At 69.7% G+C, this 23,802-nt stretch carries 20 protein-coding genes and 5 tRNA genes; 14 read left to right on the forward strand and 11 right to left on the reverse strand.

Features of this window, described 5'->3' with window-relative positions; genetic code table 11:
• Positions 1-1,119, forward strand: a complete 1,119-nt coding sequence (locus CRP56_RS30355) for an AAA family ATPase (protein ID WP_257041234.1) — start codon at positions 1-3, stop codon at positions 1,117-1,119.
• A gap of 107 nt (positions 1,120-1,226) precedes the next feature.
• On the opposite strand, the gene CRP56_RS30360 is transcribed toward CRP56_RS30355, so the two are convergent.
• Positions 1,227-1,781, reverse strand: a complete 555-nt coding sequence (locus tag CRP56_RS30360) for a YceI family protein (protein ID WP_097269361.1) — start codon at positions 1,779-1,781, stop codon at positions 1,227-1,229.
• A 159-nt stretch (positions 1,782-1,940) separates the two neighbouring features.
• On the opposite strand from CRP56_RS30360, the gene CRP56_RS30365 reads away from it, so the two are divergent.
• The 3 genes from CRP56_RS30365 to CRP56_RS30375 all read left to right on the forward strand — a co-directional run bounded on the left by CRP56_RS30365 (position 1,941) and on the right by CRP56_RS30375 (position 6,220).
• Positions 1,941-4,247, forward strand: a complete 2,307-nt coding sequence (locus CRP56_RS30365) for a polysaccharide lyase 8 family protein (protein WP_097269363.1) — start codon at positions 1,941-1,943, stop codon at positions 4,245-4,247.
• A 154-nt stretch (positions 4,248-4,401) separates the two neighbouring features.
• Positions 4,402-5,985, forward strand: coding sequence for an acyl-CoA carboxylase subunit beta (locus CRP56_RS30370; RefSeq protein ID WP_097269365.1), 1,584 nt, complete (start codon positions 4,402-4,404; stop codon positions 5,983-5,985).
• 46 nt (positions 5,986-6,031) lie between these two features.
• Positions 6,032-6,220: an acyl-CoA carboxylase epsilon subunit gene (locus CRP56_RS30375; RefSeq protein WP_097269367.1), complete on the forward strand. Its 189-nt coding sequence runs from the start codon at positions 6,032-6,034 to the stop codon at positions 6,218-6,220.
• Between the two features lie 150 nt (positions 6,221-6,370).
• Here the strand turns inward: CRP56_RS30375 and CRP56_RS30380 are convergent, their stop codons facing one another.
• From CRP56_RS30380 to CRP56_RS30415, 8 genes are all read right to left on the reverse strand, one after another.
• On the reverse strand, positions 6,371-6,952 hold the full coding sequence (locus CRP56_RS30380) for a GTP-binding protein (protein ID WP_026248371.1): 582 nt from the start codon (positions 6,950-6,952) through the stop codon (positions 6,371-6,373).
• Positions 6,933-7,520 carry a DUF742 domain-containing protein gene (locus CRP56_RS30385; protein WP_097269369.1) on the reverse strand — a complete coding sequence of 196 codons (588 nt, stop codon included), beginning with the start codon at positions 7,518-7,520 and terminating at the stop codon, positions 6,933-6,935. Before CRP56_RS30385 ends, CRP56_RS30380 begins: the two co-directional genes overlap by 20 nt.
• 106 nt (positions 7,521-7,626) lie before the next feature.
• Positions 7,627-8,040 (reverse strand): roadblock/LC7 domain-containing protein, encoded by a 414-nt coding sequence (locus tag CRP56_RS30390; protein WP_004983065.1) that lies wholly within the window; start codon positions 8,038-8,040, stop codon positions 7,627-7,629.
• 10 nt (positions 8,041-8,050) lie between these two features.
• Positions 8,051-11,362 (reverse strand): nitrate- and nitrite sensing domain-containing protein, encoded by a 3,312-nt coding sequence (locus CRP56_RS30395; RefSeq protein WP_097269371.1) that lies wholly within the window; start codon positions 11,360-11,362, stop codon positions 8,051-8,053.
• Positions 11,363-11,741: 379 nt separating this feature from the next.
• Positions 11,742-12,317, reverse strand: a complete 576-nt coding sequence (locus CRP56_RS30400) for a GTP-binding protein (RefSeq protein WP_015657619.1) — start codon at positions 12,315-12,317, stop codon at positions 11,742-11,744.
• Positions 12,298-12,693, reverse strand: a complete 396-nt coding sequence (locus CRP56_RS30405) for a DUF742 domain-containing protein (RefSeq protein ID WP_030611532.1) — start codon at positions 12,691-12,693, stop codon at positions 12,298-12,300. The genes CRP56_RS30400 and CRP56_RS30405 overlap by 20 nt, the downstream gene beginning before the upstream one ends.
• A gap of 113 nt (positions 12,694-12,806) precedes the next feature.
• A complete protein-coding gene (locus CRP56_RS30410; RefSeq protein WP_003973453.1) occupies positions 12,807-13,220 on the reverse strand; it encodes a roadblock/LC7 domain-containing protein in 414 nt (137 codons plus the stop codon).
• A gap of 9 nt (positions 13,221-13,229) precedes the next feature.
• A complete protein-coding gene (locus CRP56_RS30415; RefSeq protein ID WP_097269373.1) occupies positions 13,230-17,087 on the reverse strand; it encodes a sensor histidine kinase in 3,858 nt (1,285 codons plus the stop codon).
• A gap of 601 nt (positions 17,088-17,688) precedes the next feature.
• On the opposite strand from CRP56_RS30415, the gene CRP56_RS30420 reads away from it, so the two are divergent.
• The 9 genes from CRP56_RS30420 (at position 17,689) to CRP56_RS30460 (ending at position 21,651) form a co-directional block, all read left to right on the forward strand.
• The gene (locus CRP56_RS30420) at positions 17,689-17,874 is read left to right on the forward strand and encodes a hypothetical protein (RefSeq protein ID WP_097269375.1); all 186 of its coding nucleotides are present in this window, start codon (positions 17,689-17,691) and stop codon (positions 17,872-17,874) included.
• A 138-nt stretch (positions 17,875-18,012) separates the two neighbouring features.
• On the forward strand, positions 18,013-18,789 hold the full coding sequence (locus tag CRP56_RS30425) for a fumarylacetoacetate hydrolase family protein (RefSeq protein ID WP_097269376.1): 777 nt from the start codon (positions 18,013-18,015) through the stop codon (positions 18,787-18,789).
• Complete coding sequence (gene gltX, locus CRP56_RS30430) at positions 18,773-20,257, forward strand: glutamate--tRNA ligase (RefSeq protein ID WP_097269378.1); 1,485 nt, start codon at positions 18,773-18,775, stop codon at positions 20,255-20,257. The genes CRP56_RS30425 and gltX overlap by 17 nt, the downstream gene beginning before the upstream one ends.
• A gap of 60 nt (positions 20,258-20,317) precedes the next feature.
• Positions 20,318-21,049 carry an HAD family hydrolase gene (locus tag CRP56_RS30435; protein WP_097269380.1) on the forward strand — a complete coding sequence of 244 codons (732 nt, stop codon included), beginning with the start codon at positions 20,318-20,320 and terminating at the stop codon, positions 21,047-21,049.
• A gap of 91 nt (positions 21,050-21,140) precedes the next feature.
• Positions 21,141-21,212, forward strand: a tRNA-Gln gene (locus tag CRP56_RS30440).
• 21 nt (positions 21,213-21,233) lie between these two features.
• Positions 21,234-21,306, forward strand: a tRNA-Glu gene (locus tag CRP56_RS30445).
• Positions 21,307-21,368: 62 nt separating this feature from the next.
• Positions 21,369-21,441 (forward strand) — tRNA-Glu (locus CRP56_RS30450).
• A gap of 20 nt (positions 21,442-21,461) precedes the next feature.
• Positions 21,462-21,533 (forward strand) — tRNA-Gln (locus tag CRP56_RS30455).
• Between the two features lie 45 nt (positions 21,534-21,578).
• Positions 21,579-21,651: transfer RNA gene (locus CRP56_RS30460), tRNA-Glu, on the forward strand.
• Positions 21,652-21,703: 52 nt separating this feature from the next.
• On the opposite strand, the gene CRP56_RS30465 is transcribed toward CRP56_RS30460, so the two are convergent.
• Entirely contained in the window at positions 21,704-22,348 is a 645-nt protein-coding gene (locus CRP56_RS30465; protein ID WP_097269382.1) for a MerR family transcriptional regulator, read from the reverse strand.
• A gap of 89 nt (positions 22,349-22,437) precedes the next feature.
• Here CRP56_RS30465 and CRP56_RS30470 point away from each other — a divergent pair, with 89 nt between their 5' ends.
• Positions 22,438-22,956 carry a DUF4188 domain-containing protein gene (locus CRP56_RS30470; protein ID WP_097269384.1) on the forward strand — a complete coding sequence of 173 codons (519 nt, stop codon included), beginning with the start codon at positions 22,438-22,440 and terminating at the stop codon, positions 22,954-22,956.
• 77 nt (positions 22,957-23,033) lie between these two features.
• Here the strand turns inward: CRP56_RS30470 and ndgR are convergent, their stop codons facing one another.
• Positions 23,034-23,750, reverse strand: coding sequence for an IclR family transcriptional regulator NdgR (gene ndgR / locus CRP56_RS30475; protein WP_015036427.1), 717 nt, complete (start codon positions 23,748-23,750; stop codon positions 23,034-23,036).
• Positions 23,751-23,802 lie beyond the last annotated feature (52 nt).

The following is a 23,802-nucleotide window of genomic DNA, read 5'->3' on the forward strand; positions in this document are numbered from 1 at the left end:
ATGCGGTTCGATCGCTGGGAGCAGGCGGTGGATGCGCTGCTTGCCCTGGGGAGGGAGCAGCCCGTCCCGGTCGTCATTGATGAGCTCCCCTACCTTGCCAGAGCGACACCGTCGCTGCCCTCCATCCTGCAGGTCGCATACGGTCCGCGGCGCTCGGAGCGCCTGGAGTCACGTACACGGCTTCTGCTCTGCGGCAGTTCCCTTTCCTTCATGGGCAAGCTGCTCGGCGGTACTTCGCCTCTGCGTGGCCGCGCGGGTCTCGAACTCGTCGTGCAGCCACTGGACTTCCGACAGGCGGCAGCCTTCTGGGGCCTTACGGATCCCCGGCTGGCCCTCCTCGTGCACAGTGTCGTGGGCGGAACACCCGCATACCGCAGAGAGTTCGTACGTGACGACGTCCCGTCCGATCTGGCCGACTTCGACGCCTGGGTCTGTCGCACGGTGCTTTCGCCCCGCTCACCGCTCTACCGTGAGGCCCGCTATCTGCTGGCGGACGAATCCGACCTGCGTGACCGTGCCCTGTACCACTCCGTCCTGGCCGCGCTCGCATCCGGCAACGCCACGGCCGGGCGCATCGCCGGGTGCCTCGAAAGACCCACCAGCGACATCACGCACCCCCTCACCGTTCTGCAGGCCTGCGGGCTCGTGCGCAGGGAAGTGGACGCATTCCGCAAGAATCGCAGTGTCTACCGGGTGGGCGAGTCGCTCATCGCCTTCGACCACGCCATCTCCCGTCCCAAACTCTCTCTGCTGGACCGTGGGTTGGCGGAGCAGGTCTGGCAGAGCTCCCGCGCTCGCTTCCTTTCTGGCGTCGTAGGGCCGCACTTCGAGCAGATCTGTCGCGAGTGGGTAGCCCACTTCGCCGCGCCTAAGACCTTCGGCGGCACGCCGATCGACGTCTCGTACGGGACCGTTCCGGACCAGGCCGCGCGGATCAGCCACGAGATCGACGTGGTCGTACGGGGTGCGGCGACACTGTTGGCTGCGCGGGGCATCGATGGGTCAGCCGTGCGCTTTGTCTGCTTCAGCGGGGCGGGGTTCAGCGCCGATCTGAGGGCTGCGGAGGACAGAGGAGAGGTGGTCCTGGTCAGCCTGGAGCGCCTCTACGCGGGCGAGTAGCCCCCGTCGAACGGGACCGTACTTGCCGCCTCGGCAGGGAGCCCCCGCACCAGCACCGCACTCAGCGCCGGCGAGTCAGGTGACTCACCGGCGCTCTCGCGGAGGCATCAGGCGTTCTTGATCGCCGAGATGTCGAAGTGCAGCTTGATCTTGTCGGAGACCAGCACGCCGCCCGTCTCCAGGGCCGCGTTCCAGGTCAGGCCCCAGTCGGAGCGCTTGATCTCCGCCTTGCCCTCGAAGCCGACGCGCTCGTTGCCGAAGGGGTCCTTGGCCGCGCCGTTGAACTCCAGGTCGATGGTGATCGGCCGGGTCGTACCGAGAATCTCCAGGTCACCGGTGATCCGGTAGTCCTCGTCGCCGAGCGCCTCCGCCTTGGTGGAGCGGAAGGTCATGGTCGGGAACTCGTCGATCTTGAAGAAGTCCGCGCTCTTGAGGTGGCCGTCACGGTCGGCGGAGCCGGTGTCGATGCTCTCCATCTTGACGTCGATGGAGGCCGTCGACGCGGACGGGTCGGCGCCGTCGAGGTGCAGCGAGCCGCTGAACTCGTCGAACTTCCCCTTGACGTTGGTGACCATGGCGTGCCGGACGGTGAAGCCGATGGTGGAGTGCGAGGCGTCGATGGTGTAGTCACCGGTCAGGGCGGTCAGGTCGGTGTTCGCCATGGTGTGCTCCTTCGGAGTGTGTAAGTTGAACGTTGAACTAACCAACACGGACGACCGTAGACCTATTCCATTCAGGTTTCAACGTCATCCGCAATGTGTTGGCGTGATGGCACTGAGGTGGTAGATGCCCAGGGCATGACCTCACGTCCCGGTGACCCCATGAGACTCACCCGCAGGGCCCTCTTACTCGCGGCGACCCTCGTCGCCACCAGCACCTCCGTGAGCCGCGCCGCCGACCCCGACGACCCCTACGCCGCCCTCCGCCACCGCTGGCTCGACATCGCCCTCGGCGCCGGCTACGACCCCACCGCCGAGCCGTACGCCTCCCGCCTCGCCGAGACCGGCGAACTGGCCCGCGCCTTCCAGGCCGCCATGGCCCCCGCCGCAGGCTCCCTGTGGCCCGACCGCCCCTACGACCCGCCCTCCGGCATCACCCAGAGCTACAGCCGGCTGTGGACGATGGCCCAGGCCCACGCCCAGCCCGGCACCGGCTCCACCGGCGACGACGCCCTCCTCACGGACGTGATCCGCGGCCTCGACCACCTCTCCGCCACGGTCTACAACCCCACCACCACCCGCTACGGCAACTGGTGGGAATGGCAAATCGGCAGCCCCCGCCTCCTCATGGACCTCACGGCCGCCCTGTACGACCACCTCACGGACGCACAGCGGCAGGCGGCCTGCGCCGCCGTCGACCACTTCATCCCCGACGTGCTGCTCACCGACTACTCCGGCACCTCCACCGGCGCCAACCGCGTCGACCTGTGCCGCTCCGTCGCCCTGCGCGGCATCCTCGGTCGCGCCCCCGACCGCATCGCCCTCGCCCGCGACGCCCTCTCGCCGGTCTTCCCCTACGTCGCCCAGGGGGACGGCCTCTACGCCGACGGCTCCTTCGTGCAGCACACCTGGGTCGCCTATTCGGGGACGTACGGCCAGGTCCTCCTCGACGGCCTCGGACGCCTCTTCGCGCTCCTCGCCGGATCGGAGTGGGAGGTCACCGACCCCGCCCGGCAGATCGTCCTCGACGGCGTCGAGCACGCCTACGCGCCCCTGATCCACGACGGGTTGATGATGGACAGCGTCAACGGCCGTGCCATCAGCCGGGGTTACCTCAAGAGCGACGACCGGCACGTCCTGCGCAGCGACCACTTCCACGGCCAGGGCGTCATCGCCGCGATCGCCCTCCTCGCGGACGGCGCGAGCCCCGCGGAGCGACAGCGCTGGTACGGCCGTATCAAGGACTGGATCGAACGGGACACCGTCACACCGATCTTGACGGCGCGTCAGTTCGGCGTCGCGGACCTGGCCCGGCTCCAGGCGGTGGCCGATTCACCGGCCCCCGCCACCCCGGCCCCCACCGGCCACCACCTCTTCGCCGCCATGGACCGCGCCGTCCACCGCCGCCCCCGCTTCGTCGCGAGCATCGCCATGGCCAGCGACCGCATCGCCCACTACGAGTGCGGCAACGGCGAGAACCCGCGCGGCTGGCACACGGGCGCCGGAATGCTCGCGTGGTGGGCCGAGGGCACCGGGGACCAGTTCACCGACTGGTACTGGCCGACCGTCGACTGGTACCGCCTCCCCGGTACGACGGTCTCCACCCGCCGCCTCCCCGACCGGGCCGGCGGCGAGTGGGGCGAGCCCAAGCCCGATGTGCGCTGGGTCGGAGGAGCGACGGACGGCGAGTACGCGGTGATCGGCCAGCACCTGAAAGGGCTCGGCTCCACCCTCCAGGCCCGCAAGTCGTGGTTCTGCGCCGACGACGCGGTGGTCTGCCTGGGCGCCGGCATCACCTGCGCCGACGGCGTCCCGGTCGAGACGGTCGTCGACAACCGCAACCTCGGCGAGCACGGCACCCAGCCCTTCGTCCGCGGCCACGGCTGGGCCCACCTCGAAGGCCACGGCGGCTACGTCCTGCCGTACGGCGCCCTCCGCGCCCTCCGTGAGGACCGCACCGGAGCCTGGGCCGACATCAACACCACCAGTACGCCGGAACGCGCCACCCGGCGCTGGCAGACCCTGTGGCTCGACCACGGCACCGACCCGGTCGACGCCACCTACGTCTACGTCCTCCTGCCCGGCGCCGACCGCCACGAGACCGCCGCCCGGGCCGCCGACCGGCACTGGCTGTCCGTCCTCGCCAACGACGGCGTCCGGCAGGGCGTCCACATCCCCTCCCTGGGCCTCACCACCGCCAACTTCTGGCAGGCAGGTACGGTCGGACCGCTGACCGCCTCAGCGGGCGCCGGCGTGCTCCTCCGTCGCAGGGGTCACACCGCTACCCTCTGCGTCAGCGAGCCGCCGCGCACCGGTGAGCCGCTGGAGATCATCTGGGACCACCCCGTACGGGCCGTCCTCCGGGCCGACGACCCGGTCGAGATCCTCGGCACGGGCCGCCGTCTGCGCCTCCGTGTCACCCCGGGGAGGGCATGTGCCACACACGAATGTGAGGTGGCTCTCGGCTGACTACTTTGTACGACCCCTACAACCGCGGAGCCCCCTGAGCAGTCGGAAAGGCTGCATGCCGCTCAAGTTCTGTTCAGGGGTACCAGGAAAACGGGCTGGAGACTGTACGGAGTCGACGGCCCGCTTTCCTTGCCGCGCTTCGTAAGGTCGCTACATGACCGTTTTGGATGACGCGCCGGGTGAGCCGACGGACGCACGCGGACGAGTGGCCGAGCTGCACGAGATCCGTGCCCAGGCACTGGCCGGACCGAGCGAGAAGGCGACCGAGGCACAGCACGCCAAGGGCAAGCTGACCGCCCGGGAGCGCATCGAACTCCTTCTCGACCCCGGGTCCTTCCGGGAGGTCGAGCAGCTGCGCCGGCACCGCGCGGTCGGCTTCGGCCTGGAGGCCAAGAAGCCGTTCACCGACGGTGTCATCACCGGCTGGGGCACGGTCGAGGGCCGTACGGTCTTCGTCTACGCACACGACTTCCGGATCTTCGGCGGCGCGCTGGGCGAGGCCCACGCCACCAAGATCCACAAGATCATGGACATGGCCATCGCGGCCGGTGCCCCGCTGGTGTCGTTGAACGACGGAGCCGGTGCCCGTATCCAGGAGGGCGTCTCGGCGCTCGCCGGCTACGGCGGCATCTTCCAGCGCAACACCAAGGCGAGCGGGGTCATCCCGCAGATCAGCGTCATGCTCGGCCCCTGCGCCGGCGGCGCCGCCTACAGCCCCGCCCTCACGGACTTCGTGTTCATGGTCCGCGAGACCTCGCAGATGTTCATCACCGGCCCGGACGTGGTCAAGGCCGTGACGGGCGAGGAGATCACGCAGAACGGCCTGGGCGGCGCCGACGTGCACGCCGAGACCTCCGGCGTCGCGCACTTCGCCTACGACGACGAAGAGACCTGCATCGCCGAGGTCCGCTACCTGCTCTCCCTCCTCCCGCAGAACAACCGCGAGAACCCGCCGCGCGTGGAGTCCACCGACGCGCCGGACCGCCGCGGCGACGTCCTGCTCGACCTGGTCCCGGCCGACGGCAACCGGCCGTACGACATGGCCAAGGTCATCGAGGAGATCGTCGACGACGGCGACTACCTGGAGGTCCACGAGCGCTGGGCCCGCAACATCATCTGCGCGCTCGCCCGGCTCGACGGCCAGGTCGTCGGCATCGTGGCCAACCAGCCGCAGTCCCTCGCGGGCGTCCTGGACATCGAGGCGTCGGAAAAAGCTGCGCGTTTTGTGCAGATGTGTGACGCTTTTAACATCCCGATCGTCACCTTCCTGGACGTCCCCGGGTTCCTCCCGGGCGTCGACCAGGAGCACGGCGGCATCATCCGCCACGGCGCGAAGCTCCTTTACGCCTACTGCAACGCGACCGTCCCGCGGATCTCGCTGATCCTGCGCAAGGCGTACGGCGGTGCCTACATCGTCATGGACAGCCAGTCCATTGGCGCTGACCTCACGTACGCGTGGCCGACGAACGAGATCGCCGTCATGGGCGCCGAAGGTGCCGCCAACGTGATCTTCCGCCGGCAGATCGCCGAGGCCGAGGACCCCGAGGCCATGCGGCAGAAGATGGTCAAGGAGTACAAGTCCGAGCTGATGCACCCGTATTACGCGGCGGAGCGCGGCCTGGTGGACGACGTGATCGACCCGGCGGAGACCCGCGAGGTCCTCATCAAGTCCCTGGCGATGCTGCAGACCAAGCACGCCGACCTGCCCTCCCGCAAGCACGGCAACCCCCCGCAGTAACCCACGGGTACCGCTGCGGAAACCTCTCTCACGGAGACTGTGACCTATGAGCACCCCTGACATCCGCGTCGAGAAGGGCCACGCCGAGCCCGAGGAAGTCGCCGCCATCACGGCCCTCCTCCTGGCCCGCGCGGCCGCCCGCCCCGCCGAGACCCCGGCCCACCGCCACCCCAAGGCCGGCTGGCGCCGCCTGGAGCGCGAGGGCGGCTTCCGCGCCCCGCACAGCTGGCACTGAGCACGGTAGGACGGAGAAGGGCCCCTCTCGAAGGAGAGGGGCCCTTCTCGCGCCCCAAAGGGGCGCGGGGAACTGCGCGAGAAACCACTGGGCTGCCGCAGACGGCGAACAACCGTCCAAGGCAGCCCAGTAGCCGCTGACCAAGTCCGACTACCGCAGGCGAGCCATCAGGGCGTGCTCGACCAGCGTGATGAGAGCAGACTTCGCATCGGCCCGATGCCGCGCGTCCGTCGTGATGATCGGCGTGTCCGGACCGATCTGGAGCGCCTCCCGGACCTCGTCCGGGTTGTACGGCTGATTCCCGTCGAAGCCGTTCAGGGCGATCACAAAAGGAAGCCCGGAGTTCTCGAAGTAGTCGACCGCGGGGAAACAGTCGGCAAGGCGCCTCGTGTCAACGAGGACGATCGCGCCGATCGCGCCGCGCACCAGGTCGTCCCACATGAACCAGAAGCGGTCCTGGCCCGGCGTACCGAACAGGTACAGGATCAGGTCCTGGTCGAGCGTGATACGGCCGAAGTCCATCGCGACCGTCGTGGTCGTCTTGTCTCCGGTGTGGGTGAGGTCGTCGATGCCCGCCGACGCGGATGTCATCACGGCCTCTGTGCGCAGCGGGTTGATCTCCGAAACGGCCCCGACGAACGTGGTCTTGCCCACGCCGAAGCCACCCGCCACCACGATCTTCGCCGAGGTGGTGGAGCGGGAAGGACCGCCGCTAGAGCTTGCGAAGTCCACTGAGCACCCTTTCGAGCAGTGTCACGTCTGGCTGGCCGCCGGCGTTCTCGTCGCCGCCGGGCTGATGAATGGCGACCAGTCCCGCCTCCGCCAAGTCGGCGACGAGGATCCTGGCCACGCCGAGAGGGATGGTCAGCAACGCCGAGACCTCGGCGACCGACTTGATCTCCCGGCAGAGGTTGCAGATCCGCTGATGCTCGGGCAACTGGCCCTGCATCTGGTGCGGCTGCGCGGTGGTGTGCACCAGTGCCTCGATGGCGAGCTGGTAGCGGGGGCGCGTCCGGCCGCCGGTCATGGCGTACGGGCGCACCAAGGGGTTGTGCGACGCCCCCGCGGGCGCCGGCTCAGGGGCGCGTCGCTGCGGCTGCACCGGCTGGATGCGCGGCGCGGGCGGCTGGTCATACGGGGACGGCCCGGGACCCTGGGGGTTCTGGGGCGCGTACGGCTGCCGCTGGCTGGGTGCGGAGGGGAAGTTGTAACGGTTCGGGTTGTGGGCACCGTCGTTCTGGCCCTGTCCGGGGCCGTACGACCAATTGCCCGACGATGAACCGCCTGGGGGTGTTGCCACTTTCTCTCCTCCTCCGACTGTGCCGGGCACCGCATCACTGTGGAGCCGCGTCCCGAAACCTTACGGCCCCGGGACGCCAAAACGCACCGTCTGTCTGTTAGTTGAGCTAGTTGAGCAGGCTCCCTTGGAGCTCCGCACGCAGATCGGGCGTCAGGACCGTGCCGGCACGGTCGACCAGAAGGGCCATCTCGTACCCGATGAGGCCGATGTCCGCTTCGGGGTGGGCCAGCACCGCGAGCGAGGAACCGTCGGAGATGGACATGATGAACAGGAATCCCCGCTCCATCTCCACAACCGTCTGGTTCACGCTGCCGCCCTCGAAGATGCGCGAGGCACCCGCGGTCAGCGAGGTCAGACCGGAGGCGACGGCCGCAAGCTGGTCGGCGCGGTCGCGCGGAAACCCTTCGGACATCGCCAGAAGGAGTCCGTCGGCGGAGACCACCACCGTGTGAGACACCCCGGGGGTGTTGTCCACGAAGTTGGTGATCAACCAGTTCAGGTTCTGTGCCGCCTGGCTCATCGGGCTCACACTAACGCTCCTGGTTGTAGGTGCTGTCAGGACCACCGTGCTGATTCCTGGTGGCCTGGCCGTTCGTTTCACTGCCTGCGCTGCGACCCCGCTGGACACCGCGACGCAGGTTGCTCAGCCTGCCCCGGACGTCCTCCGGAGCGCGGGAGACCTGTGGGCCCCCCTGGGGGGTGGTTTCGGCGGCACCCTCGACCAGGTTGGCCTTGGGCACCCGCCGCGGCAGACCGGAGGAGGTGACCCCGCCCGCCTTGGGCTTACGGAGCGCCGATGCCTGCTGCCAGCGCTCGTCGTTGGCCGAGCGCCAGTCGCCGTTGCCGGTGCTCTCCGGTGCGGAGGACGCCGGCTCCTGGCGCACGGGCCGCGCGCCGAACAGGTCGGTCGAGCCGCTGCCCGTGCCGTTCGCGCCGTTCGCGCTGCTCGTACCGTTCGCTCCGCCACCGGTGGATCCGCGGCGGGGAAGTCCGGCGTCGGTCAGCTCGTGGACGGACGACGGTGCAGGTCCCGGGCGGTCGAAGCCTACGTGGTCCCGCTCACCCGCGTCAGCGGCCTGCACGGATTCCGCTTCGGGAGCGTACTGGTCCTGGTAGCCGTTCTGGAAGGTGTCCTGCTGCGGCCAGTCGTCCTGGTAGCGCCGCTCCTCGAAGGCCGGGAAGGTCTCGGGGGCGGAGGCCTGGACGGGCGCGGACTCCTCCTGGGCCGGCTCCGCATACGCGGGCTCGGGGTAGCCGCCGCCGTTCGACGAGAAGGCGTCGTGCTGCGGCAGGTGGCCGTTCGGCGCGTAGTACTGCTCGTCGTACGACGGCTGCCGGGGCTCCTCGTACGTGGCGTGCTGCGGCTCGGTGTACGCCGCCTGCTGCTCCTCGTACGCGGGCTCCTGGTAGCCGCCCTGGCCGTTGTCGTAGCCGGCCGGGCGGGCGTCGAACTCGTCGCCGTACGACGGGGCCCCGGGCGCTTCCTGGCCGGGCTGCTGGGGGTGCGCCTGGGCCTCCAGGGCCGCGCGGCGCTCCTCGCGCATCAGGGAGCGGCCCACGGGGTCCAGCTCACGGATGTCGTCGGGGACCTCGGTGCTGTAGCGGCTGTCGTCGAAGCCGAGCTCGGCGGCCGTCCGCATCGGCAGACCGTTGTTGAAGTCCTCGCCCTGGTACTGCTGCTGCTCCGGGATGATCTGCGAGACGGTGAACTCGTCGACCGGCGCCTGCTGTTCGCCACCGCCACCGTGGGTGATCGCGTCCGGCAGCATGACCAGCGAGGTGGTGCCGGCCTGCTCGCCGGAGGGACGGAGCTGGACGCGGATGCCGTGCCGGTCGGACAGCCGGCCGACCACGAACAGGCCCATGCGCTGCGAGATCGCGGCGTCCACGGTCGGCGGGTTGGCCAGCTTGTGGTTGATGTCCGCGAAGTCCTCGGCGGTGAGGCCGATGCCCTTGTCGTGGATCTCGATCATCACGCGGCCGTCGGGCAGCCGGGTCGCGGTGACGCGGACCTTGGTCTGCGGGGAGGAGAACGTGGTGGCGTTCTCCAGCAGCTCGGCGAGCAGGTGCACGAGGTCGGTCACGGCACGGCCGTGGATCTCGGCCTCCGGGACGCCGGAGAGCTCGATGCGCTCGTACTGCTCCACCTCGGAGGAGGCGGCGCGCAGCACGTCGACCAGCGGGACCGGCTGGTCCCAGCGGCGGCCGGGCTCCTCGCCGGCGAGGACCAGGAGGTTCTCGCCGTTGCGGCGCATACGGGTCGCGAGGTGGTCCAGGCGGAAGAGGTTCTCCAGCTGGTCCGGGTCGGCCTCGTTGTTCTCCAGGTCGGTGATGAGGGTCAGCTGGCCCTCGATCAGCGACTGGTTGCGGCGCGACAGGTTGGTGAAGATCGCGTTGATGTTGCCCCGCAGGAGGGCCTGCTCGGCGGCGAGCCGGACGGCCTCGCGGTGGACCTGGTCGAAGGCGCGGGCGACTTCGCCGATCTCGTCCGTCGTGGTGATCGGGATGGCCTGGACGCGGGTGTCGACGCGGCCCGGGTCGGTGCGGGAGAGCTGGTCGACCAGCATCGGCAGCCGCTGCTCGGCGATGCCGAAGGCGGCGTTGCGCAGCTGGCGCATCGCGCGGGACATCTGGCGGGCCACCATGCCGGCCAGGATGAACGCGGCGAGCAGGGCGACCACGACGGCGGCACCGGTGATGAAGGCGTCACGCTTGGCGTTGTCGGCGATGCTCGCGGCCTCGTTCACCGCGGTGTCGCTCATGTCGGACTCGATGGTCCGGTAGGTCTTGTACTTGAGGGTGTTGAACGCCCACCAGTTCTCCACGGTGACGCCCTTGGTGGCGAGCGCCTCCCGCTCCGACTTGTCGGTGGAGGTCAGCGAGCCCACGTACTTGACGAAGGTGGCCGTGTCGGTCGGCGACGGCACGTACCTGGGGTTCTTCTTCGCGGCCTGCTCGGCCAGTGCCTTGCCGTCCGCCTGCGCCTGCTTCTGCAGGGTGTCGAGCTTCTGGGCGTCGGCCTCGGTGCCACCACCGATGTACTCCTCGACGGCGATGCCCTCGAGGTAGGCGTACGAGGTGAGCGCGGTGCGCTGGGCGGCGAGGCTCTCGGGCTTGGGGCCCGGCGCGATCAGCAGGTGCATGCCGATGGAGCGCTCCAGCGACAGCGAGGCCTTGGTCAGCGCGATGGCGTAGACGGTACGGCCGTAGCTGGTGATGTTTCCGGTGCCCAGACCGAGCTCGTTGGCGAACTCCATCAGGGGGTGCGCGACCTGGACGTAGCCCTCTTCGGTCTGCACACCGGGGAGGGCGTCCGTGTACGCGGCGGCGCGCAGCTTCGTGAGGTCGCCCTCAGCCTCGCGGAACAGCTGGAGGCGGCGCTCGAGACCGGCCTTCTTCGGCATGTTCTGCGCGGCCTCGTCGAAGGCGTCGGCCGCGTCGTCGGTGGCCTTGCGGGCGGCGACGACCGTCTTGTCGTTCTTGCCCTTGCCCTCCAGGAGGGGGAGGGCGGTGTTGTCGCGCTCGTTGTAGAGGGCGTCGCCGTAGGTCAGGGCGGCACGGACCAGGCGCGCGGTCTTCTCGGCGTCCTCGGCCTGCTGCCAGGTGTCGATCGAGCTCTTCACCTGGAAGCCGCCCATGACGAGGCCGACCAGCACGGGTATGAGCAGGATCGCGTTCAGCCTGGTCGGCACCCGCCAGTTGCGGGGGGACAGCCGGCCACCGCTCGGCGCCGGAGCAGCCGTTGGTTCGGAACCGGGCACAGGGGCGGGCGCCGCTCCGCGCGGCGGCGGGGTGAAGTTGCCCCGGGCCGACGGCTCGGGACCGTTCTTGCTTCGCCTCACTCGACCAACAACCTCTCGGAGGGGTCGGCACCTACGTTGTGCCGCAGTCTCTCAGAGCCCAGTTCGCCTTCGACTGATGAGTACGTCTTTGACTATTGGGCAGTTCAGGCATTCCAGCACGTGGTCCTGCGCTCGTCCAAACATGGGAGTGCGGGGATACCGAGTGATGTAAGCCCTAGATAAAACGGTCATAAAGAGCGAGCCCCGTCAAAAGACGGGGCCTTCGTGCGCGCAGCGACACCGGTTGACCGCGACGCGTGGCCATACCACCCGATTCCTCTGCCGAAACGTTATGAACACCGGGGCCGACCGTGTCAAAGGACACAGCCGGCTCCGGGGCATCTACGACAACTGCCGTAGGGCGTTGCCGATTTGAGTGTTATCGCAGACGTGCCATGAGGGCGTGCTCGACCAGTGTGATCAGGGCACTCTTCGCATCCGAGCGGTGCCGGGCGTCCGTCGTGATGATCGGGGTGTCCGGACCGATCTGGAGTGCCTCGCGCACCTCCTCGGGTGCGTAGGGCTGGTGTCCGTCGAAGCCGTTGAGGGCCACGACGAACGGCAGACCGCTGTTCTCGAAGTAGTCGACGGCGGGGAAGCAGTCGGCCAGGCGACGGGTGTCCACCAGGACCACCGCGCCGATCGCGCCGCGCACCAGGTCGTCCCACATGAACCAGAAGCGGTCCTGGCCCGGCGTACCGAACAGGTACAGGATCAGGTCCTGGTCCAGGGTGATACGGCCGAAGTCCATGGCCACCGTGGTGGTGGTCTTGTCCCCGGTGTGGGTGAGGTCGTCGATGCCCGCGGACGCGGACGTCATGACGGCCTCGGTGCGCAGCGGGTTGATCTCGGAGACGGCGCCCACGAACGTGGTCTTGCCGACGCCGAAGCCGCCGGCGACCACGATCTTCGCGGAGGTGGTCGCCCGGCCTCCGTCAGAGCTTGCGAAGTCCACTGAGCACCCTTTCGAGCAGTGTCACGTCCGGAGCGCCGGTGCTCTCGTCGCCGCCCGGCTGGTGAATGGCGACGAGACCCGCCTCGGCGAGGTCCGCGACGAGGATGCGGGCCACGCCGAGCGGCATGGCCAGGAGCGCCGACACCTCCGCGACCGACTTCACCTCGCGGCACAGATGACAGATGCGCTGGTGCTCCGGGAGCAGGCCCATGAGCGCTGCCGGGTCGGCCGTGGTGCTGATCAGGGCCTCTATGGCGAGCTGGTAGCGCGGCCGGGTCCGGCCGCCGGTCATCGCGTACGGACGTACCAGCGGCTGGTCGCCCTCATCCTCGTACGGCTCCGCGTACGGATCATGAGAGGCGGTGGGCGGGGTCATTGATCCTCCGGGCGGGACAGCAAACTTCCGGTCAGTCGTGCCGTCTTGGTGAGGCCGGTGGGGGGATTGTGGCGGCCGACGGTGATTTCGTGAGGCGGGTGGATCGGGGCGGTTCAGTGAAGCAGACTGCCTTGTAGTTCCGCGCGGAGATCGGGCGTGAGCACCGCGCCCGCGCGATCGACGAGCAGCGCCATCTCGTAGCCGACGAGGCCGATGTCGCACTCGGGGTGTGCGAGCACGGCCAGCGACGAGCCGTCAGAGACGGACATCAGGAACAGGAAGCCCCGTTCCATCTCGACGACCGTCTGTGCCACGTTGCCGCCCTCGAAGATCCGGGAGGCCCCGGCCGTCAGCGAGGTCAGACCCGACGCGACGGCCGCCAGCTGGTCGGCACGGTCACGCGGGAAACCCTCGGACATCGCCAGCAGAAGGCCGTCGGCGGACACGACGACGGTGTGGGACACCCCGGGGGTGTTGTCCACGAAGTTGGTGATCAACCAGTTGAGGTTCTGTGCCGCCTGGCTCATCGGGCTCAACTAACGCTCCTGCTGGTGAGTGGGGTTCGGGAAGCTGCCCGTCTGGCCGTTACCGCCGACCTGACGACCTTGTGCGATACCCCGACGGAGATTGGTCAGACGGCCGCGCACGTCATCAGGCGCACGGGAGACCGCCGGACCGGCTTGGTGCTGTTGCTGCTGAGCCGTGCCCGGGACGAGGTTCGCCCGGGGCACCCGGCGCGGCAGACCGGAGGTGGTGACGCCGCCCGCGGCGGGCTGCCGGACGCGCTCGGCCTGCCGGACGAGGTCGTCGTTCGGCGAGCTGCGCCAGGCGGCCGAACCGGGTCGCTGCGGAGCGGCCGGAGCCTGCGGCTGCTGAGGAGCCTGGGCCGGGGGAGCGGCCGGGGCCGCCCCGTTGCCGTTCGCCGGCTGACCCTGGCTCTGGCTCTGGCCCTGACCGCCCTGCGTACCGTGGAACCAGTTGGTTTCCAGGGTGTCGTACAGCGGGGTACGTCCGTCGCCGGGGTTCGATGCCGGCGGCAGCGCCTCGGGCTCTTGACGTACCGGCCGCTGCGGACGCTGCGGGGCCGGGGGCTGCGGGGCGCCGAAGTCGGCGGGGCCGCGTCCGGCGCCCTGCTGCGGCCGCTCGAACTGGCCGGTCTGCTGCGGGTTCACCGGTCCGGCGGGGGACGGGCGGCCCGGCAGCGCGTGCTGACCGGTGGAGCTGCTGTCGTGGTTCGGCGCCGGGAACTGGCCGGTGGAGCCGTTGTCGTAGCCCTGCGGGACCGGGAACTGGCCGGTCGCGGACGGGCCATTCGGGGCCGGGGTGCCGAAGACGTCCGAGCGGACGAAGGAACCCGAGCCGTCCTGCGGGGCGCCCGCGCCCGGCTGGGCGAACTGCCCGGTGTTCTGCGGGGCGTCGAAGTCCGGCCGCGGGAACTGACCCGTGCTCTGCGGTCCGCCGAAGTCCGCGGGCGCGAACTGCCCGGAGTCCTGGGGGCCGGGCACCGCGTTCGGCCGGGGGAACTGGCCGGTGTGCTGCGGGCCGGTCCCCGGCATCGGGGCGTCGAAGTCCGGGCGGGGGAACTCGGACGTGGAGCCCGGGCCCTGCCGGTCGTCGATCCGCGGCATGCGCGAGGTCTGCGAGGGGTCCTGCTCGTCATGGCCGCGCGGGGCGTCGAGCGAGGCGTGCGAGATCTGCGGCTGGGCGTTCTCGTCGCTCCAACTGGGCCGCGACTGCTGCGTGTTGCCGCCCGGCAGCTCGGCCCGCGGACCACCGCGACCCGGCAGCAGACGGCTGCGACGACCGCCCTGCTCGCCCGCCGACGGGGCGGGCTGCTGCGGCGGCCGGCCGCCACCGAAGGCGTCCTGCGGCGCACCGGTACCGGCGGCCTGCAGACCCTGCGGAGCACCCGGAGCCTGACCGCCGAAGCCCGCGCCCGCACCGGCCGGAGCGGGCCGGCCCTGCGACGGAGCCGACGGCGACTGCGGCCCCCGCGCGCCACCGGGCGCACCGGGACGACCGGAGTTTCCGGTGCCCGGCAGCGCGGCGCGCGGTCCCTGACCGGTACCGAGCCGGCCACCGCCCTGAGCACCGGCGCCGAGGGCGCCGCCGCCGGGCGCACCGGCGCCGAGCGAACCGCCGCCCGGCCGGCCGGAGCCACCGCGGGCGGCTGCCACACCGGCGGCAGCCTGCGCGGCGGACGGGGCACCGCCACCGGCACCCTGGCCGGGCTTGGGCTGCGGCTTCTTGCCGCCCTGGGCGACGTCGACGGGCAGCATGACCAGCGCGGTCGTACCACCGGAGTCGGACGGCCGGAGCTGGATGCGGATGCCGTGGCGCTGGGACAGCCGGCCGACCACGAACAGACCCATGCGGCGGGAGACCGAGACGTCCACGGTGGGCGGCGAGGCGAGCCGCTCGTTGATCGCGGCGAGGTCCTCGGGGGAGAGGCCGATGCCGGTGTCGTGGATCTCGATGAGCACCCGGCCGTCGGGCAGCGCGTGACCGGTGACCTTGACCTTGGTCTGCGGCGAGGAGAAGGAGGTCGCGTTCTCGAGCAGCTCGGCGAGCAGGTGCACGAGGTCGTTGACGACCCGGCCGGCCACTTCGGTGGTCGGCACGGCGGCCAGTTCGATGCGCTCGTACTGCTCCACCTCGGAGGCGGCGGCACGGAGCACGTCGACCAGCGGGACCGGACGGGTCCAGCGGCGGCCGGGCTCTTCACCCGCGAGGACCAGCAGGTTCTCACCGTTACGGCGCATGCGGGTCGCGAGGTGGTCGAGCTTGAAGAGCGAGGACAGCTGATCGGGGTCGGCCTCGCGCGACTCCAGCTCGGAGATGAGCGAGAGCTGGCGCTGGATAAGACCCTGGGAGCGGCGCGAGAGGTTGGTGAACATCGCGTTGACGTTGCCCCGCAGGAGGGCCTGCTCGGCGGCGAGGCGGACCGCCTCGCGGTGCACGTCGTCGAAGGCCGCGGCCACCTTGCCGATCTCGTCGCGCGAGTGCACACCGACCGACTCCACGGACGTGTCGACGTCCTGCGGGTCGGACTCGGACAGCTGCTTGACCAGCTCGGGCAGACGGTCGGTGGCGACCTTGGTGGCGGTCTCCTCCAGCCGGCGCAGCGAGCGGATCATGGAGCGGGCCACGACGAAGGCGCCGACGAGCGAGATACCGAGCACGAGCAGGATCAGCGCACCGGAGACGATCGCTTCGCTCTCCGACTCGTTGCGCAGCTCGCGGGCCTTCTGCTCCATCTGCTCGAGCAGGGTGCTCTCGATCTTGCCCATCTGGTCGATCTTGGTGGAGCTGTCGTCCAGCCAGTCCTTGTACGACCGCTTGTCCAGGTTCTCCAGGCCGTTCGTGGAGTCCAGGGCGCGGCTGGCGTAGGTGTCGGCGGACTGGATCGTCGTGTTGTTGTCGCCGATGGGCTCCAGCAGCTCCACGGCGCTGGTCTTGCCGTAGATGGACTGGAAGCTCTTGAGCTCGGACTCCTCGCTCGTGAGGGCCGACTGGGCGTACAGCCGGTCGTTCTCCGAGAGGTCGCCGAAGGACGTCTTGTTCGCGGGCAGGGCCGCGGCGAGGACGGCGCGCTGGATGGAGGCGTACTCCTTGGCGGCGGAGAAGGCCGCCAGGGAACGCGTCCGCTGGATCATGTCCGGGTTGCTGGTGGCCTGCGCCATGTCCTGCGAGAGGTCCAGCAACTGCGTGATGAGGCGGTGGTATGCCTCCACGGTCTGCGTGGAGTTGTCCTTGGCCTCGTAGGCGTTGTTGCGGACCTTCTCGATCGAGCGCAGGCTGCCGACCAGGAGCACCACGTTGTCGCGGACGCCCTGAAGGCCGCTGCCCTGGTCGCCGATCTCCTCGGAGGAGTCGACGAAGTCCTCGATGGCGCGGTCGGTCTTGTCCCGCAGACCCTTGATCGTGTAGTCGCTCGCGCTGGAGCCGTGCGCCAGCGGGCCGGCCGACTGGTCACGCTCGTTCTGCAGCGCCTCGGCCAGGGCCGTGGCCTGCTTGGTCATGTCCGTCAGCAGCTTCATGTTCTCGAGCTGCTGGATGTCGTTGACGTTGTCGCTGATGCGCAGGGCGCCCAGCGAGGTGGCCGCGACCACGGGCAGCGCGAGCAGTGACACCAGGCGCGTGGAGATACGCCAGTTGCGCAGCGCTATTCGCGAGCCGGGGCCACTCGGGCCCTTCGGCGGCTTGACCGTCGGAGCGGTGGGGTTCGGGGCCCCGGAGGGCGACGCGCCGTGGCGCGCGCCTCCGTCGCCGGATGCCACCTGGCCCGGGTTCTGGGCGTGCTGGGGCGAGGAGCTGCCATTGCTGGGGGCAGTCCCGCCCTGCGGCTCCGGCTTGGCCGAAGCACTGCCATCCCTCTTGAAACGTCCCTGCACTAGCGTCGCAACCTCTGGACCAGGCACCCTCCGCGTGAACGGACGGCACGGTGTCGGCGTACTGAGGGGCGTCCTGAATTACGCCCCCCGATGGTCGTGAGTGACCGGCGCTGGTTCCCCCTCTCGCCGCCGCTCGGCGCTCGATGCGCCCCCTGTGCGCCGGCTCGATCCTGCGGCGGTCCGTGAGATTCCAGCACAGTGCCGGATCTCCAACAAGGGCAGTGGGTCAGGCCGTGACCTACGTGACACCACGTGAGGGCGGAGTTACCGGTCGTAGAAAGCGATCCGGACGATAACGGACGTATCCCTACGGATCGTTGACGTGGCAGGGGTGTCCCAGTCGCCATGATCAGGAGCGGAATGGTGGCTTCAGGGGGTCAATGTCCGTTTCGTTGGGGTGAGTTGTGGCTCGGAATTGTCCGCTTTGCCCCGGGGGTCGTGAGCAAACTCACACGCGGATCATGGGGTCTTCCGCGGTTCGGAGGGGAATTGCATGTTTAGCCTGACGCTTTACATGACGTAACACTTTGACAACCCGCGTCCGTGCGAGGGTCCTTCAGGACTCCGCCGACGCCCGAGGACGACAAGGTCCACTACAACCGTGAAGACGACGATGATGTTCCGCAACATAGCCAACCCGCGGCGCACGACGCTGGCGCATCTCGAGGACGCCGACGACCTGCAGACCCCGGAGCTCCCGGAGCACCCCGTCGACCTCCCGACCCAGACGGCCAACCCGCGCCGCACGGTCCTGATGGAGATCCCGGTCCCCGCTGCCGCCGAGTAGATCACAGCCGTACGACCACCAGGGCGCCCACGCTCCATCCGCGGGGCGCCCTCGGTAATGCGCACGGCACCCGCCCCTCCCCGCGTTAGCCTGGAGCGTCAGACTCCAGCCAGCTCAGTTAAGGGGCGCAAGGATCCCGTGCGCATCGCCAGATTCTCCATCGACGGGAACGTCGCCTTCGGCGCGGTCGAGGGCGACAAGCCGGACGAGCTCGTCCTCGACATCATCAAGGGCATCCCGTTCGCCGACTTCGAGCTCTCCGGCACGAAGGTCCCGCTGAGCAAGGTCCGGCTGCTGCCGCCGGTGCTCCCCAACAAGGTCGTGGCCTACGGCCGCAACTACGCGGAGCACGCCCGCGAACTCGGCAACGACGTCCCGGACGTCCCGTTCGCCTTCTTCAAGCCGTCCACCTCGGTGATCGGCCCCGGCGACGAGATCCAGTACCCGTCCTTCTCCGAGGAGCTCCACCACGAGGCCGAGCTGGCCGTGGTCATCGGCCGCATGTGCCGCGAGGTCCCGCGCGAGCGCGTCAAGGACGTCATCCTCGGCTACACCTGCGCGATCGACGTCACCGCGCGTGACGTGCAGAAGCGCGAGAAGCAGTGGGCCAGGGCCAAGGGCTTCGACACCTCCTGCCCGCTCGGCCCCTGGGTGGAGACCGACCTCGACCCGAGCGACCTCACCATCCAGCTCACGGTCAACGGCCAGCAGCGCCAGCTCGGCCGCACCAGCGAGATGATCCACTCGATCGAGGATCTGATCGTCAACATCACCGAGGCCATGACGCTGCTCCCCGGCGACGTGATCCTCACGGGCACCCCGGCAGGCGTCGGACCGCTCACCGTCGGCGACGAGGTCGCCGTCACCATCGAAGGCATCGGCACTCTCACCAACAAGGTTGTCAAGCGTGGCTAGCGCACCCGTCCGCGTACGTTTCTGCCCCTCGCCCACCGGTAACCCCCACGTGGGCCTGGTCCGCACCGCCCTGTTCAACTGGGCCTTCGCCCGGCACCACCAGGGCACCCTGGTCTTCCGCATCGAGGACACCGACGCGGCCCGCGACTCCGAGGAGTCGTACAACCAGCTGCTCGACTCGATGCGCTGGCTGGGCTTCGACTGGGACGAGGGCCCCGAGATCGGCGGCCCGCACGCGCCCTACCGCCAGTCGCAGCGCATGGACCTCTACAAGGACGTGGCCGCCAAGCTCCTGGACGCCGGCCACGCCTATCACTGCTACTGCTCCCAGGCCGAGCTGGACGAGCGCCGCGAGGCCGCCCGCGCCGCCGGCAAGCCCTCCGGCTACGACGGCCACTGCCGCGACCTGAGCGCCGAGCAGGTCGAGGCCTACCGCGCCGAGGGCCGCGAGCCGATCGTCCGCTTCCGCATGCCCGACGAGACGATCACCTTCACGGACCTGGTCCGCGGCGAGCTGACCTTCACCCCGGAGAACGTTCCGGACTACGGCATCGTCCGCGCGAACGGCGCCCCGCTCTACACCCTCGTCAACCCGGTCGACGACGCCCTGATGGAGATCACCCACGTCCTGCGCGGCGAGGACCTGCTCTCCTCCACCCCCCGCCAGATCGCCCTCTACAAGGCGCTGATCGAGCTGGGCGTCGCCAAGGGCATCCCGCAGTTCGGCCACCTGCCGTACGTCATGGGCGAGGGCAACAAGAAGCTCTCCAAGCGCGACCCGCAGGCCTCGCTCAACCTCTACCGCGAGCGCGGCTTCCTCCCCGAGGGCCTGCTCAACTACCTGTCCCTGCTGGGCTGGTCGCTCTCGGCGGACCAGGACATCTTCACCACCGACGAGCTGATCGCGGCCTTCGACATCGCGGACGTGAACCCCAACCCGGCGCGCTTCGACCTGAAGAAGTGCGAGGCGATCAACGCCGACCACATCCGCCTGCTGGACGTGAAGGACTTCACCGAGCGCTGCGCCCCCTGGCTCCAGGCGCCCTTCGCGCCCTGGTCGCCGGAGCAGTTCGACGAGGCGAAGTGGCAGGCGATCGCCCCGCACGCGCAGACCCGTCTGAAGGTCCTGTCGGAGATCACCGACAACGTCGACTTCCTCTTCCTGGCGGAGCCGGTCTTCGACGAGCCGTCCTGGACGAAGGCGATGAAGGAGGGCAGCGACGCGCTCCTGGCCACGGCCCGCGAGAAGCTCGACGCGGCCGACTGGACCTCCGCGGAGTCGCTGAAGGAGGCCGTCCTGGCCGCCGGCGAGGCCCACGGCCTCAAGCTCGGCAAGGCCCAGGCCCCCGTCCGCGTCGCCGTCACCGGCCGCACCGTCGGCCTGCCGCTCTTCGAGTCCCTGGAGATCCTGGGCAAGGAGACGACGCTGGCCCGCATCGACGCGGCCCTGGCGAAGCTCGCGGCGTGACCCCCATCGCGTGACCCCAATCGCCGGACGCGCCCGCGCGGCCCGGGTTACCGTCGGATCATGAGCATTCACGCCGTGATCTGGGATGTGGACGACACTCTCTTCGACTACACCACGGCGGACCGCGAGGGCATGCGCCTGCATCTGACGGCCGAGGGCCTGCTCACCGGAGACGAGACTCCGGAGCAGGCCCTCGTGCGTTGGCGGACGATCACCGACGCCCAGTGGGCGCGTTTCTCGGCCGGCGAGGTGACCTTCGAGGGCCAGCGCCGCGACCGCGTACGGGTGTTCCTGGGCGAGCCGCTGACCGACGACGAAGCCGACGCCTGGTTCCGGCGTTATCTGGCTCACTACGAGACCGTGTGGGCCCTGTTCCCGGACGTCCTGCCGACCCTGGACGCCCTCGCCGCCAGCCACCGGCACGCCGTGCTCTCCAACTCCAGCATCCACGTCCAGGACCACAAGCTGCGCGTCCTCGGCGTCCACGACCGCTTCGAGGCGATCCTGTGCGCCGCCGAACTCGGCGTCTCCAAGCCGGAGGCCGCCGCCTTCCTCGCCGCCTGCGACGCCCTGGACCTCGCCCCGCACGAGGTGGCGTACGTCGGGGACCACCCGGAGATCGACGGCCGGGGCGCGGCCGACGCCGGGCTGCTGTCGGTGTGGATCAACCGCGACGGCGGGTACGCCGACGTCGACCCACCTGTCGGCCCGCACCGCATCGCCACCCTCGCCGAACTCCCCGCGCTCCTCGGCGCGGATACCCGTTTTGGAGCCCCGTCCACCTTCAGGTAATGTTCTTCCTGCGCCGAGGGGAGCGGGCCGAGAGGCCGGAAACCCACAGCGCGAAACTAGAACAAGATCCCCTCCGGGGCTTGCGTTCCAGTGGCCTATGGTGTAATTGGCAGCACGACTGATTCTGGTTCAGTTAGTCTTGGTTCGAGTCCAGGTAGGCCAGCTCGCAGAGCTCATCTGCAAAGCCCCCGTTGTGTAGCGGCCTAGCACGCTGCCCTCTCAAGGCAGTAGCGCCGGTTCGAATCCGGTCGGGGGTACAGATCCTTCCCGCGAAGGTGGCTCGGGTAGCTCCCACCACTCTCGATGCAGGATCGCTAGGGCCCCCGTTGTGTAGCGGCCTAGCACGCCGCCCTCTCAAGGCGGTAGCGCCGGTTCGAATCCGGTCGGGGGTACTGACTGGTCTAAACCATATTGGTCTATGGTGTAATTGGCAGCACGACTGATTCTGGTTCAGTTAGTCTTGGTTCGAGTCCAGGTAGACCAGCTCGGACCTGCGGCGATGAAAGTACTCAACGCCGACAGGCTCCACGCCCCCGTTGTGTAGCGGCCTAGCACGCCGCCCTCTCAAGGCGGTAGCGCCGGTTCGAATCCGGTCGGGGGTACGTAGAGGAAGGCCCTCCACTTCGGTGGGGGGCCTTCGCCGTTCCGGCCGTCTCACTCGAAGCCGTACCGCCGCGTCGACTCCTCCTCCTGCGCCAGCCGGTGCAGCGCCTGGAGCATCGGCTCGACCAGCACCGCGCCGAGCACGGCGACCTCCACCTTCTCCGCCTCCGAGACGTGCGACTCCATGAACTCCATGTCCAGCTCGGCGACTTGGCGCATCAGCCGGGCGTACGGCACGAGCGTCGCGGGACTCCAGTCGTAGCCGAGCCGGCGCAGCGCGGCCGTCGCCACCACGAGGGAACGGAACGACGGCGAGATCGTCGTCATGGCCTGGGCGTTGGACCACCCCAGCGTTCTGAGCAGCTCCTCCATCGCGACCCGCGCGGCCTGCACGAACTCGTCGTCCGCGTCCGGCTCCGGCACCTGCGGCAGGGCCCAGACCGCCGCGCCCAGGCGCATCGAGCGGGGCAGGGAGTCGTCGTCGACGTGCCCCAGCACCTCCTTGACCGTCGCCACCGGCACCCGGCCGACCTGGATCATCGCGCGGATCAGCCGCAGCCGGCGCAGATGCTCCTCGTCGTACTCGGCGGTGGTCGTGTTGATCTGGCGGCCCGGGGTCAACAGCCCTTCGCGCAGGTAGTACTTGATCGTCGCCGTGGACACCCCACTGCGCTCGCTCAGTTCGGCCAGCCGCATGTCTTGCGCCCTTCATTGGGGAGTGTCACTATCCAAGCATCGTCCAGAAGGATAGTGCCGCTATCCGACGAGGGAGCCGTGGGGGAGCCGTGTTCGCGAAGCCGGTGCCGGGTCGGACGACCGCCGAAGCCGAGGGGGACGTGGTGGTCCTGCTCATCGGGATGCGCATCAACCACTTCTGGGCGGTGCACCAGTGGGGGCTGGTGATGCTGTCGATGTTCCGCATGCTGGCGGAACTCGCCAAGGACCCGGGCCGGGGGCTGCTGGGCAAGGTGATGCTGACGGCGTCGCCGCGGACCTACTACGTCGTCCAGTACTGGGAGTCCAAGGAGAAGCTCTACGCCTACGCCCACGCGCCGGAGATGCGCCACCACCCGGTCTGGGCGCTCCTCAACCGCAAGGAGCGGGAGGGCAAGGTCAAGGGCCACGTGGGGATCTGGCACGAGGCCTATGTGGTGCCCGAGGGGTCGTACGAGGCGATCTACGCGGACATGCCCGCGTTCGGGCTCGCCGCGGCGCACGGGCAGGTGCCGCTGGAGCGGCGGGGGCGCTACGCCAAGGACCGGTTCGCGCACCGGTCGGCGAAGGCGGCCGGGAAGACCGGCTGACACGGGGGATCGGGGGAACGGAGGGGCCTGCCGCGGCGTTGGGGCAGGCCCCTCCGTCGATGTCCCGGTCCCGGGGGTCAGCCGGTGCGGCGCAGGGCCTCGGAGAGGCGGGCCGCGGCGTCGATGACCGCCTGGGCGTGCATCCGGCCCGGGTGGCGCGTCAGACGCTCGATGGGGCCGGAGACGGACACGGCGGCCACCACCCGGTTGGAAGGCCCGCGTACGGGCGCTGAGACGGACGCGACGCCCGGCTCGCGCTCACCGATCGACTGGGCCCAGCCGCGGCGCCTGACGCCCGACAGGGCCGTCGCCGTGAAGCGGGCGCCCTGGAGGCCGCGGTGCAGGCGCTCCGGCTCTTCCCAGGCCATCAGGATCTGGGCCGAGGAACCGGCCTTCATCGTGAGCGTCGAGCCGACCGGGACGGTGTCCCGCAGACCGGACAGGCGCTCCGCCGCGGCGACGCAGATGCGCATGTCGCCCTGGCGGCGATAGAGCTGGGCACTCTCGCCGGTGACGTCACGGAGATGTGTCAGGACCGGGCCCGCCGTGGCGAGGAGGCGGTCCTCGCCGGCCGCCGCGGCCAGTTCCGCGAGACGCGGGCCGAGAATGAAACGGCCCTGCATGTCGCGCGCCACCATACGGTGGTGTTCCAACGCCACGGCCAGCCGGTGGGCCGTGGGTCTTGCCAGTCCGGTGGCCGCCACAAGCCCTGCGAGGGTGGCCGGACCGGACTCCAGGGCGCTGAGGACAAGGGCTGCCTTGTCCAGAACGCCGACGCCGCTACTGTTGTCCATGCAACGATACTCACGTCTCACTCTGTGAAACGCAAGTTCCTTTTTTCGTGAG

This window comes from Streptomyces sp. TLI_55 (assembly GCF_900206255.1).
Taxonomy (GTDB): Bacteria; Actinomycetota; Actinomycetes; order Streptomycetales; family Streptomycetaceae; genus Streptomyces; species Streptomyces aquilus.